The sequence below is a fragment of the Niallia sp. FSL W8-0635 genome (assembly GCF_038007965.1).
GTDB lineage: Bacteria > Bacillota > Bacilli > Bacillales > Cytobacillaceae > Niallia.
The window spans coordinates 3,131,339-3,146,763 of record NZ_JBBOYD010000001.1; the positions used below are offsets into that span (position 1 = coordinate 3,131,339).

Here is a 15,425-nt window from a genome sequence, read left to right on the forward strand (position 1 = left end):
AAAGTGCAATCTTAGTTTGTAAGACTGCACTTTTTGTTCTTATTCTTCTACTTTGTCTAATGTTGGGCTAGCTACTGTAGCGGAAGATTCCACTACTTCACGAATTGCGTTGCGCTCAAATGTTAGACGTGAGCCATCTTTTACTTTTAATACAACTGTACCTTCATCAATTGCATCGATTGTAGCATGCATCCCGCCAATCGTGACAATCTTGTCCCCTTTTTTTAAGCTGCTCTGCATATCACGTACAGATCTTTGACGCTTTTGCTGTGGACGGATTAGCAAGAAATAGAATAATACAAACATTAAAATAAACGGTAGTAAACTTGCAAGTTGTGCCATTTATATTTCCCCTCCTTTCAAGTTCTTCTATTAAAAGTTTTTAGCGTTCGGTTTATTAAATCCATAACGTTCGAAAAACTCTTCTTTAAAATCTCCTAGACGGTCATTTCTGATTGCATCTCGGACATTCTCCATTAAGTTTAACAGAAAATATAGATTATGGTAAGATGTAAGCCTTATTCCGAATGTTTCGTCACATCGAATAAGGTGACGAATATAAGCTCGGCTATAATTTTTACAAGTATAGCAATCACATTCTGGATCTAAAGGTCCAAAATCTCTTGCATATTTAGCATTTTTAACGACAAGTCGCCCTTCGCTTGTCATCACTGTACCATTTCTTGCGATTCTCGTTGGCAATACACAGTCAAACATATCAATCCCGCGAATAGCACCATCAATTAAAGAATCTGGTGAACCTACCCCCATTAAATAACGTGGCTTGTTATCTGGCATTAGAGGTGTCGTAAACTCAAGAACACGATTCATAACGTCTTTTGGCTCACCAACCGATAATCCTCCGACTGCATATCCAGGTAAGTCTAAAGAAACTAGGTCCCTTGCACTTTGTTTTCTTAGTTCCTCATATTCTCCACCTTGAATAATGCCGAATAATCCTTGATCTTTCGGACGATTATGTGCCTTTAAGCAACGCTCTGCCCAACGTGATGTACGTTCCACCGATTTCTTCATATAATCATATTCCGCTGGATAAGGTGGACATTCATCGAAAGCCATCATAATATCCGATCCTAAAGCATTTTGGATTTCCATTGCTTTTTCAGGGGAAAGAAATAATTTATCACCATTTAAATGGTTTCTGAAGTGTACACCTTCTTCTTCAATTTTTCGGAAATCACTCAAACTAAAGACTTGGAATCCACCAGAATCCGTTAAAATCGCTTTATCCCAATTCATGAATTTATGAAGACCACCAGCCTCTTTTACAATTTCATGTCCTGGTCTTAACCATAAATGATAGGTATTACTTAAAATGATATTTGCACCCATTGATTTTAAGTCTTCTGGCGCCATCGTTTTCACTGTTGCTAACGTTCCAACTGGCATAAAAGCAGGCGTTTCAAAAGAACCATGTGGTGTATGTACAATGCCCAATCTAGCACCTGTTTGCTTACAAGTTTTTATAAATTCATAACGTATTGCTGTCAAAGTATTTTCTCCTTCTTATAAAGTAAAACTTCCATAGATTCATTCTTTACTTATCGTTTTCGCATAATGATTTTTATAAATATATATGTCCACTGTAAGAACCAACAATAAAGTAGAAAATATTCATAATCAAAAGCAATAGAATCAACTATATATTCTAATGAATATCACCACGAAACTCAAGTAATTCGTGAATCTAATTTAGCTTTACCTATTGTATAAACATCGCATCTCCAAAACTAAAGAAACGGTATCTTTCTTGTACTGCTGTTTCATAGGCATGCAATATATTTTCTCTTCCTGCGAGCGCGCTGACTAACATAATTAAGGTAGATTTTGGCAAGTGAAAATTCGTAATCATCCCATCGATTCCTTTAAACTCATAGCCTGGATAAATAAAAATACTTGTCCATCCACTACTCTCTACAAATTCTCCGCTATTTGCAGCTGCAATTGTTTCAAGTGTTCTAGTAGACGTGGTTCCTACGGAAAGAATCCGACCACCTTCTGCCCTCACTTTATTTAATAAAGAAGCCGTTTCTCCATTAATCTGATAAAATTCAGCATGCATTTCATGCTTATCTATATCTTCAACATTAACTGGACGGAAGGTACCAAGACCAACATGAAGAGTAATGAAAGCAATATGTACTCCCTTTTCTTTCAAGGCATCTAATAATTCATTTGTAAAATGTAAACCAGCTGTCGGAGCAGCGGCAGATCCTCTTTCCTTTGCATAAACGGTTTGATAACGATCTTGATCATCCAATTTCTCTTTAATATATGGTGGTAATGGCATCTCACCAAGTTGGTCCAAAATCTCATAAAAAATGCCATCATACTGAAAATCAAGAATCCGACCACCATGCTCCAATTCTTTTACACAAACCGCTTTTAACTTACCGTCTCCAAAGCTAATAATCGTACCTTCTTTTACCCTTTTAGCAGGCTTAACAAGTGTTTCCCACTTGTCTTCCTCTTGTTGCTTTAATAAAAGCACCTCAATATGGGCTCCCGTATCTTCTTTCTCTCCATGTAATCTTGCTGGTAATACTCTTGTATCATTTAATACTAGGCAATCACCAGGATTAATATACTCATATATATCTTTAAATTTGCGATGCTCTAATTCACCAGTTTCTTTATTTACTACCATCAATCTACTACTTGTGCGATCCTCTAAAGGAGTTTGAGCAATTAAGTCTTCTGGTAAATAAAAATCAAATAAATCTACTTTCATTTCTGTCACCTATTCTCTCTTTCATACAATCGTAATCTTAACGAAATTTGCCTATAAAATAAAAAAACAACGATAAAACAATACTAATTACAATACAAGTTGTAATTGGAAAATAAAAAGTCGTATGTTCTTTTTTTATCATAATGTCACCAGGAAGTTTTCCAATCGGATTAAATTGCATAACAAGCCCAATAAGGAAAACAATTACACCGATGATCATTAAATACTTGGAAATTTCATTCATCATTCTCTTCCTTTATCTCATTTATTCTACTTATACTATAGTAAAAAATACGAACCCTAACATTAATCTGGCTGTATATTTAAATGGTCATAAACAAGATGGGTAACACTTCGTCCTCTAGGGGTTCGTTGCAAGAAACCAATTTGAAGCAAATAGGGTTCGTAAACATCCTCAATTGTATGGGCTTCTTCTCCAATTGTTGCAGCAATCGTTTCTAATCCGACTGGCCCACCTTTAAATTTATGAATCATCCCTAATAATAATTTATGGTCAATATGATCCAACCCTAAACGGTCCACCTGAAGAAGTTCAAGGGAACTATCAGCCAATTCTCTTGAAATCATCCCATTCCCTTTTACTTGCGCAAAATCACGCACTCTTCGTAAGAGACGATTAGCAATTCGAGGGGTACCGCGAGACCTTCTAGCAATTTCCCATGCAGCTAGATCTTCTATCCCGATTTGTAGAACATCTGCTGTTCTCGTAACGATATCTTTCAACTGTTCTACTTCATAATATTCTAACCTAGACAAAACGCCAAAACGATCTCTTAACGGTGCAGAAACAGAACCAGCTCTCGTTGTTGCACCAACAAGGGTGAATGGAGGCAAATCAAGCCGAACAGATCTGGCACTAGGTCCTTTCCCAATAACGATATCTAGACAATAATCTTCCATCGCGGGATATAAAACTTCTTCTATCGCTCGTGGCAAACGATGAATCTCATCAATAAACAGCACATCTCCTGGCTCTAAAGCAGTCAATATTGCTGCTAAATCACCAGGTCTTTCGATCGCAGGTCCAGCAGTTGTTCGAATATTAACTCCCATTTCATTAGCAATAATCGTAGCAAGCGTTGTTTTCCCAAGACCAGGTGGTCCGTATAATAGCACATGGTCAAGAGCTTCCTCTCTATATTTAGCAGCTTCAATAAACACTTTTAAATTCTCTTTTACTTTATCTTGGCCAATATAATCATGCAATTGAATAGGACGTAGACTTTTTTCAAAAGATAAGTCCTGCGTATCTGCTTCACTTGAAATGATTCGATCATCCATATCATTCACTCCTTTCCATAAGATAGTTCTATATGTATTCAGATTGCTCCGTTTTTTAAAAATTCATTTTATTCCTATTGTAAAAGTGAAAAAGCAACAATCTTTTATAAAACAGCCTTATCTTTTTAACAAAAGCTTTAAAGCAAGCTTGATATATCCATCTGTTGTTAACTGTTCCTTTTTTAAATGAGGAGTAATTTTCTTAACCTCTTTTTCTGAATATCCAAGTGCAGTTAATGCAAGAATCGCTTCATCCATTGCTGAATCACTTTCCGCTTTCGCTACATGCTTTTCTACAGTAAATAAATCTGGAGAGAAATCCGGCATAAAGTCTGCTAACTTTCCTTTTAAATCCAAAATCATTTGCCTTGCTGTTTTCTTCCCAACTCCTGGGAACTTAACAAGAAATGCTTCATCTTCTGCTTCAATTGCAGATATTACTTGGCTTGGTTCACCAGATGCCAAAATAGCCAATGCTCCTTTAGGGCCAATACCAGAAACATTAAGAAGCTTCGTAAACAAAGCTTTTTCATCCGGAGAACGAAATCCATATAAACTAATATTATCTTCTCTCACATAATGATAGGTGTATACAGTAATCTTACTACCTGAAAAGGCTGAAAATGAAAATGGATTAGGTGTTTTAATCTGATAACCAATTTCATTATTTTCGATTACGATGTATTCCGGTCCAACAAATTCGATATTTCCTTTTATATATTCGTACAAATTAAATTCTCTCCCTTTTACATAAAACATCCATCATGAGGGATTCTTCCTCCCACGCTAATGGTTAGTTGCACTTATTAGACCTTAACAGGCAGTAAGCGTGGGATAAATCCTAAGCCTATTTTATCATACTATTTTATAGAACTGCTATTATAGATGATTTTCGTAATATTCTATCAAAAAATAAAAAACAGTGATCAGAATGGACACTTTTTACGGTGCTTCTTCTGTTCACTGAGGTGATTTCCTAATTCGACGTTTCAATTGTTGTAAAGTTTTTAAAGGTTTCAAGTACTTTTACATATCGATCTCTAGATTTTATTGGAATACCTTTTTGTAGATTTTCATGTTGCTTCGATTCCAGTTTTTTGAGATCAATTTGAAAAAAGGACTGGATAATATTTTCTTCAGCGGGTTTTCCATTGTAAATGGTTAATATCCCCTCTTCATTAATTCCAAAATAACCATTCGCCTTTAACAGTGGAGAAATATCATCGACTTCTTGTCTAAATACGAGTTCCTTACTAGTCATATCTACCAACTGCCAATTATCGTACTTTGACCAGAAATCTTCCATCGACCAAACTGTTTCTTCTACCGTTTCTTCACTCACTTCTCCGTCTAAGTAAATCCTTTTTAAAACAACTTCCAATTTTTTTGGATTTTCATTCAAAGAAAGTACACTTGCACTCTTTCCATAAACTTGTCCAGTTGCTGAAATAACTGCTATTATACTAACAAGAAGAACAGTTGAAAATAAAAGGAATCTGGTTTTCATTATAACCACCTCTTTACATTACTCACTACAGCAACGTTATTTCCAAGGAAATAGGTTCCTGTTAATCTAAAGTCTGGTTTTTAAAATAACCTTACTCTCTATTATTCTCACCATAAATAATTATTTCATTCCTACTTCATAGTAATCTTATTTTAATGTTCGATTTATCTTTCCAGCATTCTGTTTTATATTTTCAATTTCTAATCGAATCCCTTTCGAAAATGGAACTTCAGCCTTCCACCCCAATTCGATTTGAGCTTTCTTTGTTGAAATTCTGCTTTTTTCTCCTTCTTCCACAGAATAAAAGGAGTCCTCTATTATTGAAGATTGGATTATAGAAACAACGTCTTTCATAGAGTAGGTTTCCTCAGGACAAATATTAAATACTTCATTATCTCCTTTCGTTAAACTTGAAACAACAGCCTGAACTGCATCACTAATATAAAGAAAATGCTTCTTCAGTTCTCCATCATCATAAACAATGGGTGGACGATTTTCTAATACTTTATTAATCGTTGATTCCATCATACTCTCTTTTTGTTTATGTATGGAATATAATCCATAGATAACAGGAAATCTCAAAATTGTATAGGAAAGGCCATAAAGCGTCTGATAATTTTGGATATATTTCTCCTCTATCTTCTTAGAAAGCCCTTCAAAAAGAACAGGTTGTAACATCATCTCTTCTGTTATTATCCCTTCCATATCACCATAAACTGCAATCGTGGAGGGAAAGATGATTTTCTGTACATTTGCTTGGACGCATGCTTCGAGTACTTCGATCGTGTAAGCAATATTTTCTTCCGACTGATCAAAGGAATCTTTCATACTATTGGATGTAATCGGTTTATTAAATAAATGAATAACACAATCAATTTGATATTTCATCAATAAATCTGCTAACTCAATAGCATTTAAGAAAGTGTGAACATCACCATGTACTAGAGTTGGAAATGCACTATTTTCACGTTGTTGGTCAGCTACTATATAATATATTTGTTTATTTGAAAGTTCTTCCATTAGAGCATATCCAAATTCACTCTCTTGTCCACCTGTGATTAACACTCTCACTATGAATCCCTCCGCCACTTTTCTCTATAAAAAAACAAAAAGTTCTTTATAACGAATATTTATTTCATTATAAAGCATAACCTTTTTCATTCATAATTTCAACAAATAAATTCATTATATAGAACATTTTTTCTAAAAATTACTAATTCCATTTTTCCTTCCACAAACAATCACCTTTAAAACCGCAGGAAAAATCTATGATTTTGTTTATTTTCTTAATATCATTTGTTTCTAATAAAGAACAAAAAAAAGAAAAAAACTAACTTCAAAATGGTTTATTCCACTTTGAAGTTAGTTTTTTCTTATCTATTATCTCTTGTCGGATTTAAATCATTAAAGATTTTTTCAATATTATTAGTAATTGTTTGTTGCGGTTGACCATTTTTAATAGAACGATTTATATCCTCAATGCTTGTAAATATTCCTCTGTCTGTGACTACAGAAATATCTCTTCCATTTATAGAATCATCTAATTTGTCTTTTACCTTTGTTTTTGTCTGATCTATATTTTTCGTATTTTCTACTTCAAGTGCAACTAAAACATTCTCTCCATAAACAATAGATCGAGCATTTTTAACATTATCAATTTTAGATGCAACATTTGATACTTTTTCTGCTAAATCTGTGTCATACGATACACTATCTTCTCGATCATTTTTATCGGCTTTATCCCTAATAGCATCTCTATTATTGACATTTCGAACATTAACTCCATCCCTGTTGTTTACGTTTTGAACATCAATACCATTTCTATTATCTTCATCCCCATAGGTATGGTCCATAATTTCTGTAATTGGTCCATCATTGTCCGATGTAAATCTGTTATTATTGTTTACTTCATGTTGTTCATTTGAGTAATATCCAATCGGCCTAGCATTATTAAGCCGATTTTGGTCTGCAGTTTGATCTTCATTTACACTACAGCCAGTTAATCCAATAGTTAACGTCAAAAGAACTGGAGCAACTAATTTATTTTTTTGCACAGTAGTATTCTCCCCTTCATTTAAATCTAGAGCAAAAAAATTGCTCCTTTTTATCTTCTACTCTTAGGAGAGAATCATACTGTAAAGTCTAGCCATTATATGGAATCGAATTACATCCCTACTAATTGTTTTAACTTTTGGTAAAACTTCTTTCGTTTGTGATATTGGTCTGTTGTAATTAAACATACTTGCTCCAATAAAAATTCATTATTTAAATTATTATTCCTGATTATTCTATTCCATTCCCTAAGAATATCAGTTGGATACATTAAGGCCATTAAAAACCATTCATCTTTCAGAAAACGTGAGTATCCACGCATTTTTTGTAATTGCGACATAGACCAACCGATATTTGGCAAAATTCGATTAGCAAATTGCAAATAATCCCCTTCTCTTGGACCAATACTAATTAAATCAAAATCAATTAAGTATAATTTATTATTGACGTCACGCAAAAAATTATGATGTGCAACATCTCCATGCAATATAACATTTACTTTTGTATGAAGATATTCCTTTTGTGTATTTAAATAATCAAATGAGAAATCAGCCCAATCGATTATTTCTGCTACCATTTCTTTACTGATATAACGCTCTATTATTTGCTTATTATTTCGAAATTCTTGTAGCCTTTGCTCCAATTTTTTTATTAAATGGAAGGAAGGCAAAATATACTTATATATTTCAACAAGTCGTTCTGTTACAGAATAATATTGTTCCAATAATTGAAGAGCTTCCCTTCTGTTCCATTTACTATTATATGTAAAGGAATCATTATGAAGGGGAATATATTCAATCGCGCCATACACCTTCTTATCAAAGATGATTGGTTCATCATCGAACATATAAAATTGATACGTATTCATAAAACCTTCCTGCTTTAGTGCTCTAGTATAGGCTTCTTGTATTTTTAATTTTTGATAACTATTATATCCCTTCAATATAATCCAATACTGACTTGTTTTAACTAAATATACATCATTTCTAATTCTGCTTAATTCTAATATCTTTGCAGGTATTTTTTTTTCTAATAAAGAAAGGAGACGATAATAAAAAGTATCGTCCCCTCTATGATAAAAATCATAAATCACTGCTTTCGTCCTCTTGGTATCTTGGCATCCCAAATGGAGTACCTTGATTAACTCCATAAGGATTCATAAATGGCGGTTGCCCCATAGTAGGATTATAGGGAGGAGTAAATACTGGAGCGTTCCCTCCTGGCCCATATACTGGCGGCGTCATCTCTGGTGCAACTGGCTGCCCTATACTCGCTTCATAAGATGGTGCTTCTTGATTGGACATCGGTGTATTACCACCAACTCCTTGAGGGTAAGGAGATTGCATCATCGCTGAATGAGTTGGTGCCATTTGGTAACCTCCCATTTCTGGTCCAAAGCCTTGTGGCATTGGTGCCATTCCCATTCCTGGGTTGTATCCTCCTGCCATCGGTCCCATTTCTGGTCCAAATCCTTGTGGCATTGGCGACATTTCCATTCCTGGGTTAAATCCTCCTGCCATCGGTCCCATTTCTGGTCCAAATCCTTGTGGCATTGGTGCCATTCCCATTCCTGGGTTGTATCCTCCTGCCATCGGTCCCATTTCTGGTCCGAATCCTTGTGGCATTGGTGCCATTCCCATTCCTGGGTTAAATCCTCCTGCCATCGGCCCCATTTCTGGTCCAAAGCCTTGTGGCATTGGTGCCATTCCCATTCCTGGGTTAAATCCTCCTGCCATCGGTCCCATTTCTGGTCCAAATCCTTGTGGCATTGGTGTCATTCCCATTCCTGGGTTAAATCCTCCTGTCATTGGCCCCATTTCCGGTCCAAATCCTTGTGGCATTGATGCCATTCCCATTCCTGGATTATATCCTTGCCCCATTCCCTCCAATTGGAAACTATTGTCTATTGGATAAGCTGGTTGTTGTGGGAATGATGGTGCACCACATCCACAATCTTCTTTATATGGTAGCCCATGGGATGGTAGGACAGGGGCTGTTTGAGTTGGTGCATAAGGTTGATATCCTAATCCAGCAACATGTGAAGAAGATTCTTCTTTTTTATGCTGTTGATGTTCTACTGGCATTTGACCATACTGCACTAACGGCTGTTGATAATATTCTTGTGGTACAAAATTACTAGGAACTTGCCCATGGCTATAAGCAGAAAAGGAGGATGACGACTCTTCCCACTTATGCTTTTCTGTATACTCTACTCCAGGAAGTGGTGTATAGGCTTGAGGAGCTACTTGTTCAACCGGCACTCCGGCTGGAGGGCATACTCCTGGGGGAAAACCGTTTCCTGGCATCATCGGTGAAACATCATAACAATATGGTTGATAAGGAACGATTGGCGGACACGCCTCTGGTTGAACAGCAGTCTCTTGTTTAGGCAAGACTGGCTTTACTGGTTTTACTGGCTTTTGTGGTAAAACTTTTTTTTCTACCATGTCCACATCAACATCTACGTCAACATTTGTCATATTCATGGAATAATAATTATTAACATCAATTTCTGGAATGATTGGTGTAGGCATTTTTGGCGTGTATGGTTTTTCCTTCGGTACTTCTTTTTTCGGCAATTCTTTAATTGGCATTTCTTTTTTCGGTGCTTCTTTCACAATTGGCTCCATCGCTATCGGCATTTCTTTTTTCGTTCCCATAATAGGAGCTTCTTTCTTTATACTTCCTCCTGAAGTTGGAACTTTAATTTTCATGCCAGGCATAATCATATCTGTATTACTCAATTGGGAATTTAATGCTTTTAACTCTTCGAAATTCACCCCATATTTTTTTGCGATTTTCCAAAGAGTATCCCCTTTCTGAACAATATGGATCTTCACTATAGATTCCCTCCTATGCATATGTCCATATAGTCTATGTTCACAATGCAAAATGGTTATCATTCTATTCAAAAATCTATGCTGTTTTTTTCAATTTATGTATTCTTGGTACACAAAGATAGCTGATCCTTTGTCCTTCTTTTCCATTTGTTATAACTAATCTTCCTCATCAAAAAAACAAATTTTGATTTATTCATTTATATATGCATTTGGGATATCTTAAAGGTATACTTTTGGTAAAATAGAATGGAGTAACCAATAAAAATTTAGTTCCCACCTATGTAGAAAAGGATTGATTCCTTTAGTTAATAATTTGGGTTTCATTAATTTTAGCAAATTGGGAAATTTCAACTTCCAAATCGGAGTAATAGTAATAAAAGGAGTAATTATATGACAGAATCAAAGAAAATGCTTGGAGAAGAAAGAAGAGCCTATATTCTTTCCTTATTAAAAGAAAAGAATCGCCCATATACTGGTAGTGAGCTTTCAAAATTGACGAATGTTAGCCGACAAATCATTGTTGGAGACATCACCCTTCTAAAAGCGAAAAACGAACCGATATTAGCAACTAGTCAGGGATATCTATATTTACAAGAATCAAAACCAATGCTTTATGAAAGAATTATCGCATGCAATCATCCACCAGAAAAAACAGAAGAAGAGTTAAATATCCTTGTTGATAATGGAGTAACTGTGAAAGATGTTAAAATTGAACATCCGGTTTATGGAGATTTAACTGCCTCTATCCTTGTTTCTAATCGAAAAGAAGTAAAGCAATTCATGAAGAAAATTAAGCATACCAATGCAGCTTATTTATCGGAATTAACTTCTGGTATCCATTTACATACCATTACAGCACCATCACTTAATACATTAATGGAGGCAGAGGAAGCTTTACGAAAGGCACATTTTTTAATTGAAGAAGAAGCTTAAAATTAGCAAAAAATCACTAAGAGATTTTTATCCTATCTTAGTGATTTTTTGCTTCGAAAACTTATTCAAATTTATTATATTACTCTATAAACCATTATTACTTCTCCATGACGTAATAAGGATAACTCCCGAGAACCTTTACTTCACAGCCGATTGCTTCTAGTTCTGCAATTGCTCCTGGTATTAATACATCATCCATTTTTCTATCTAAATCTATAAGAAAGAAGTAATTTCCTAATCCTGTTTTTGTTGGTCTCGATTCAATTTTCACCAAGTTTAATTTTCTCCAAGCAAAAGCAGATAACACTTGATGTAAAGCACCAGAACGGTCAGAAGGTAAAGTGACCATTAGACTTGTTTTGTGACCAGCCAACCCACTTGTTATTCCTGTATAATTCACCGAATTCTTTGATAAAATCAAAAATCTTGTATGATTATTATTGGAATCATGAATATGATGTCTCACAATATCAAGACCATATTCTGCAGCAGTTAGCGAATTGCCAATCGCTGCACCATTTACATTCGGATTTTCCTTAATAAACTGTGCTGCAGCTGCTGTGGAAGTCATATACTCACAAGTAATTCCATTAAATTCAGTATGTAAAAATTTATGACATTGAGCGATTGCATGGGAATGACTATAGATAACTTCAACTTCTCTCCATTTATCTTTACGGAGTGGATGAACCATTAAATGTTGTTTAATCGGTACCGTTATTTCTCCACGAATTGGTAAAGATACTTCATGTATTAAATAATCTAATGTGATATTAACTGAACCTTCTAATGTATTCTCAACTGGTACTAATGCAACATCTACCTTATTTTCCATAACAGCATCAAAACAATTAGGTATCGTTAGGAAAGGGATTGATTCCACTCCAGGAAACTGTTGATTTACCGCCATATTTGTAAATGTTGCTTTTGGACCTAAGTAGCCTACTTTCACCTATTTCTCCTCCAAAGATAATTATTTATTCTGAATTTATAACAGATAAAAGAAGAATGACTTATATAAGCCTTCTTCCTAAAAGAATGATGAGATATTCTATCAAGTCAAAGAGTTTTTATCCCCCAGAGCTTAATACATCCACTTTCTCCACAAATTCAAGCATACGTAAACGTTCTAATAACATATCAATGGAAATCTCCATTTCTGCTGTATTAAGAGATAGCGTGACATTTGCTCTTCCTTGGAGGGGAATCGTTTGATGAATCGTTAGTACATTACATCCTCCAGAAGCAACGACACTTAATAGTTTGGATAATGTGCCCGACCTATCTTCAATGTAAAAGAATAATGTAATTAACTTTTCCTTCACTATCGTGTGGAATGGAAAGATTGTATCTCGATATTTATAAAATGCACTCCGGCTTAAATCAACTTGTTTTACTGCCTCATTTACAGATTCCGCTTTTCCTCTTTCCAAAAGTTCTTTTGCATCTAAGGTTTTTCGCATAGCTTCGGAAAGTACATCTTCTCTTACTAAAAAAAATTTCTGATCCAGTTTATTTTGTTTCATCTGCTCACCCCTTAAGGCATAACGGAAACTTCATTATGTATTTTATAAATTTCAATTTTTACAATAAATCACAACACAGACAGTTACATTCATTTTGTCTGTATAGTATGAAAAACTCCCCTTCCGTCTTTATTCAACGAAAGGGAAGATTTCCCATTATCTACTTTTACTATTTTACTTAGGATTATTTTACTTATTTAATCGATAAATTCAAATTCATAATCCATTAATTTAACTGTATCGCCGTCTTTAGCTCCACGTTGGCGCAATGCTTCGTCAATCCCCATACCACGCATTTGGCGAGAGAATCTACGGACAGACTCATCACGAGAGAAATCTGTCATTTTGAAGAGCTTTTCAATTCCTTCACCAGACAGAACAAAGCTACCATCTGGATCTCTTGTAATATAGAATTGTCGCTCATCCACTTCATGCTTATATACTACGCGGTGAATCCCTGCTTCTTCTTCGACTTCTTCTAATGGGAACTCAGATGTATTTTCTAATTTATCTGCAATAGCAAAAAGCAGTTCACGTAACCCTGATCTCGTTATAGCAGATATAGGGAAAATCGGATAGTCTTCTTGCAATTTCTCTTTAAACGTTGTTAGGTTATCTGCAGCATCTGGCATGTCCATTTTATTCGCCACAATAATTTGCGGTCTTTCTAATAAACGCATATTATATTCTTGCAGCTCATTATTGATTGTAACATAGTCCTCATAAGGATCTCTGCCCTCTGTAGCAGCCATATCAATCACATGGACAATAACTCTTGTACGTTCAATGTGGCGAAGAAATTGATGCCCTAATCCTACTCCAGAATGAGCTCCTTCAATTAATCCTGGCAAATCTGCCATTACAAAGCTTCTATTATCTTCCGTTTCGACCATACCTAAGTTAGGTGCAATCGTCGTAAAATGATAGTCTGCAATTTTTGGTTTAGCTGCAGATACAACGGAAAGCAATGTTGATTTACCTACACTTGGAAAACCAACTAAACCAACATCAGCTAATACTTTTAACTCAAGTATAATATCTCTTTCCTGTCCTGGCTCACCATTTTCTGATAATTCAGGAGCTGGGTTCGATGGGCTTGCAAAACGAGAATTCCCTCTACCTCCACGACCACCCCTAGCAACAACTGCTTGTTGACCGTGTTCGGTTAAATCCGCAATTACTTCTTTCGTGTTTGCATCTGATACTATCGTACCAGGGGGAACCTTTACAATCATATCTTTTGCATTACGACCATGCTGGTTTTTAGACATTCCATGCTCACCACGTGGTGCCTTAAAATGACGTTGATAACGGAAATCCATTAAAGTCCGTAAACCTTCTTCGACTTCAAATATCACATTTGCTCCTTTACCACCATCTCCACCTGCTGGGCCACCCATTGGTACAAATTTCTCTCGGCGAAAGGCCACCATACCATTACCGCCGTCTCCGCCCTTCACATAAATCTTAACCTGATCCACAAACATAAATTCATTTCCTCCTATTAAGAAAAACCTAAGCGCCTTATCTATTGTGCTGATCCAAAGAACCTCTTTAAAAAATAGTTATTTCCATTAAAAGATATCCTTATTTCAAACCTACAGACATTTACAGTAGTATTTTTCTATAAATCACAATTTTCTTTCGTGCTATTATGACAGAACCCAATTGATTATTAGCCAACAAGTCCTTCTTATTATTTTCCTGTTTTCTCTCTATTCATCCAGACTTCAAATACCAGTTCTTTATTATTAATTTCAATATTTTCCAACATCAATTGTTTAGAACATGGTTGTTGAAGAAAAGGAGACATTGATTCTGCATTTATTAGTATTCCATTAAAATCAACATACAATCGAAGTCCGTCCACCATGGAATGAATGGAAATGAATAAGTGATTGTCTGCAAAAGGCTTAATATGTTGATTTAACGTCTCAAAAAACAAGGTTATCCAATCAGTAAGTGTTTCATCTTCGGTTATTTGACATTTTTCTTCTGCCAGTACTTCGTATTCCAACCGAAAATAATAATTCTCCCAGTTAGCAACTAATAATTTTGTAGCAAATTGAGGAATATCTAAATTAGATAGCTTAGCTTCTTGTTTTGTCTCTGTAATAATTTCATTGATTATTTCTTTCACTCGATCCGGTTTATTTAAATCCAAATTCCCTTTAATTAATTGAATTTTATTTAGCCAATCATGGCGAACATGTCTTAAAAACTCTATCGTATTCCAATCCTTATTCATTCTTGTACTCCTAAAAAGGTTATTAAGTCTTAGAAGACTGCTTTAAGTAAGTATAACAAAAAATGAATCATCTATGAACAAAAACGATAACTCCATCGCTTTAACCATCATTAAACTTACTACCAAGACTTCTAATCCATTGGAATAAGAAGAAGTAAACATCATACCGGATATACTAAATCTCCAAATAATTATTATGCAGTTTACTTATTTTTGGGGATTGGTTTTATAAAGAAATGTCGAAAACGAAGTGTATTAAAGGCTG

16 protein-coding genes are annotated in these 15,425 nt (G+C 35.1%); 1 reads left to right on the forward strand and 15 read right to left on the reverse strand.

The window, feature by feature from the left end:
* Window positions 1-39: 39 nt before the first annotated feature.
* The 11 genes from yajC to safA all read right to left on the reverse strand — a co-directional run bounded on the left by yajC (window position 40) and on the right by safA (window position 10,453).
* Window positions 40-342: a preprotein translocase subunit YajC gene (gene yajC, locus NYE52_RS15150; RefSeq protein WP_341193841.1), complete on the reverse strand. Its 303-nt coding sequence runs from the start codon at window positions 340-342 to the stop codon at window positions 40-42.
* 30 nt (window positions 343-372) lie between these two features.
* A complete protein-coding gene (gene tgt, locus NYE52_RS15155) occupies window positions 373-1,512 on the reverse strand; it encodes a tRNA guanosine(34) transglycosylase Tgt (RefSeq protein ID WP_341193842.1) in 1,140 nt (379 codons plus the stop codon).
* A gap of 211 nt (window positions 1,513-1,723) precedes the next feature.
* The gene (queA, locus tag NYE52_RS15160) at window positions 1,724-2,752 is read right to left on the reverse strand and encodes a tRNA preQ1(34) S-adenosylmethionine ribosyltransferase-isomerase QueA (protein ID WP_341195207.1); all 1,029 of its coding nucleotides are present in this window, start codon (window positions 2,750-2,752) and stop codon (window positions 1,724-1,726) included.
* Between the two features lie 37 nt (window positions 2,753-2,789).
* Window positions 2,790-2,996: a DUF2905 domain-containing protein gene (locus NYE52_RS15165; RefSeq protein ID WP_341193843.1), complete on the reverse strand. Its 207-nt coding sequence runs from the start codon at window positions 2,994-2,996 to the stop codon at window positions 2,790-2,792.
* Window positions 2,997-3,058: 62 nt separating this feature from the next.
* The gene (ruvB, locus tag NYE52_RS15170) at window positions 3,059-4,054 is read right to left on the reverse strand and encodes a Holliday junction branch migration DNA helicase RuvB (RefSeq protein WP_341193844.1); all 996 of its coding nucleotides are present in this window, start codon (window positions 4,052-4,054) and stop codon (window positions 3,059-3,061) included.
* Between the two features lie 117 nt (window positions 4,055-4,171).
* Window positions 4,172-4,783 carry a Holliday junction branch migration protein RuvA gene (ruvA, locus tag NYE52_RS15175; RefSeq protein WP_341193845.1) on the reverse strand — a complete coding sequence of 204 codons (612 nt, stop codon included), beginning with the start codon at window positions 4,781-4,783 and terminating at the stop codon, window positions 4,172-4,174.
* A gap of 247 nt (window positions 4,784-5,030) precedes the next feature.
* Window positions 5,031-5,561, reverse strand: a complete 531-nt coding sequence (locus NYE52_RS15180; RefSeq protein ID WP_341193846.1) for a BofC C-terminal domain-containing protein — start codon at window positions 5,559-5,561, stop codon at window positions 5,031-5,033.
* Between the two features lie 147 nt (window positions 5,562-5,708).
* Complete coding sequence (locus NYE52_RS15185; RefSeq protein WP_341193847.1) at window positions 5,709-6,632, reverse strand: NAD-dependent epimerase/dehydratase family protein; 924 nt, start codon at window positions 6,630-6,632, stop codon at window positions 5,709-5,711.
* Window positions 6,633-6,934: 302 nt separating this feature from the next.
* The gene (locus NYE52_RS15190; protein WP_341193848.1) at window positions 6,935-7,582 is read right to left on the reverse strand and encodes a YhcN/YlaJ family sporulation lipoprotein; all 648 of its coding nucleotides are present in this window, start codon (window positions 7,580-7,582) and stop codon (window positions 6,935-6,937) included.
* A gap of 143 nt (window positions 7,583-7,725) precedes the next feature.
* Window positions 7,726-8,706, reverse strand: coding sequence for a phosphotransferase (locus NYE52_RS15195; RefSeq protein ID WP_341193849.1), 981 nt, complete (start codon window positions 8,704-8,706; stop codon window positions 7,726-7,728).
* Entirely contained in the window at window positions 8,696-10,453 is a 1,758-nt protein-coding gene (safA, locus tag NYE52_RS15200; protein WP_341193850.1) for a SafA/ExsA family spore coat assembly protein, read from the reverse strand. The genes NYE52_RS15195 and safA overlap by 11 nt, the downstream gene beginning before the upstream one ends.
* Window positions 10,454-10,843: 390 nt before the next feature.
* Here safA and NYE52_RS15205 point away from each other — a divergent pair, with 390 nt between their 5' ends.
* A complete protein-coding gene (locus tag NYE52_RS15205) occupies window positions 10,844-11,386 on the forward strand; it encodes a transcription repressor NadR (protein WP_341193851.1) in 543 nt (180 codons plus the stop codon).
* Window positions 11,387-11,483: 97 nt separating this feature from the next.
* Here the strand turns inward: NYE52_RS15205 and pheA are convergent, their stop codons facing one another.
* The 4 genes from pheA to NYE52_RS15225 all read right to left on the reverse strand — a co-directional run bounded on the left by pheA (window position 11,484) and on the right by NYE52_RS15225 (window position 15,160).
* The gene (pheA, locus tag NYE52_RS15210) at window positions 11,484-12,338 is read right to left on the reverse strand and encodes a prephenate dehydratase (RefSeq protein WP_341193852.1); all 855 of its coding nucleotides are present in this window, start codon (window positions 12,336-12,338) and stop codon (window positions 11,484-11,486) included.
* A 118-nt stretch (window positions 12,339-12,456) separates the two neighbouring features.
* Complete coding sequence (locus NYE52_RS15215) at window positions 12,457-12,912, reverse strand: ACT domain-containing protein (RefSeq protein ID WP_341193853.1); 456 nt, start codon at window positions 12,910-12,912, stop codon at window positions 12,457-12,459.
* A 197-nt stretch (window positions 12,913-13,109) separates the two neighbouring features.
* On the reverse strand, window positions 13,110-14,399 hold the full coding sequence (gene obgE / locus NYE52_RS15220; RefSeq protein WP_341193854.1) for a GTPase ObgE: 1,290 nt from the start codon (window positions 14,397-14,399) through the stop codon (window positions 13,110-13,112).
* 209 nt (window positions 14,400-14,608) lie between these two features.
* On the reverse strand, window positions 14,609-15,160 hold the full coding sequence (locus tag NYE52_RS15225; RefSeq protein WP_341193855.1) for a Spo0B C-terminal domain-containing protein: 552 nt from the start codon (window positions 15,158-15,160) through the stop codon (window positions 14,609-14,611).
* Window positions 15,161-15,425: the final 265 nt, after the last annotated feature.

What these genes read in the sequence shown, in the direction of transcription:
- yajC (WP_341193841.1), bottom strand. Translation starts at nt 342, where the DNA reads ATGGCACAACTTGCAAGTTTACTACCGTTTATTTTAATGTTTGTATTA.
- obgE (WP_341193854.1), bottom strand. Translation starts at nt 14,399, where the DNA reads ATGTTTGTGGATCAGGTTAAGATTTATGTGAAGGGCGGAGACGGCGGT.
- NYE52_RS15165 (WP_341193843.1), bottom strand. Translation starts at nt 2,996, where the DNA reads ATGAATGAAATTTCCAAGTATTTAATGATCATCGGTGTAATTGTTTTC.
- NYE52_RS15215 (WP_341193853.1), bottom strand. Translation starts at nt 12,912, where the DNA reads ATGAAACAAAATAAACTGGATCAGAAATTTTTTTTAGTAAGAGAAGAT.
- NYE52_RS15205 (WP_341193851.1), top strand. Translation starts at nt 10,844, where the DNA reads ATGACAGAATCAAAGAAAATGCTTGGAGAAGAAAGAAGAGCCTATATT.
- queA (WP_341195207.1), bottom strand. Translation starts at nt 2,752, where the DNA reads ATGAAAGTAGATTTATTTGATTTTTATTTACCAGAAGACTTAATTGCT.
- NYE52_RS15225 (WP_341193855.1), bottom strand. Translation starts at nt 15,160, where the DNA reads ATGAATAAGGATTGGAATACGATAGAGTTTTTAAGACATGTTCGCCAT.
- NYE52_RS15180 (WP_341193846.1), bottom strand. Translation starts at nt 5,561, where the DNA reads ATGAAAACCAGATTCCTTTTATTTTCAACTGTTCTTCTTGTTAGTATA.
- ruvB (WP_341193844.1), bottom strand. Translation starts at nt 4,054, where the DNA reads ATGGATGATCGAATCATTTCAAGTGAAGCAGATACGCAGGACTTATCT.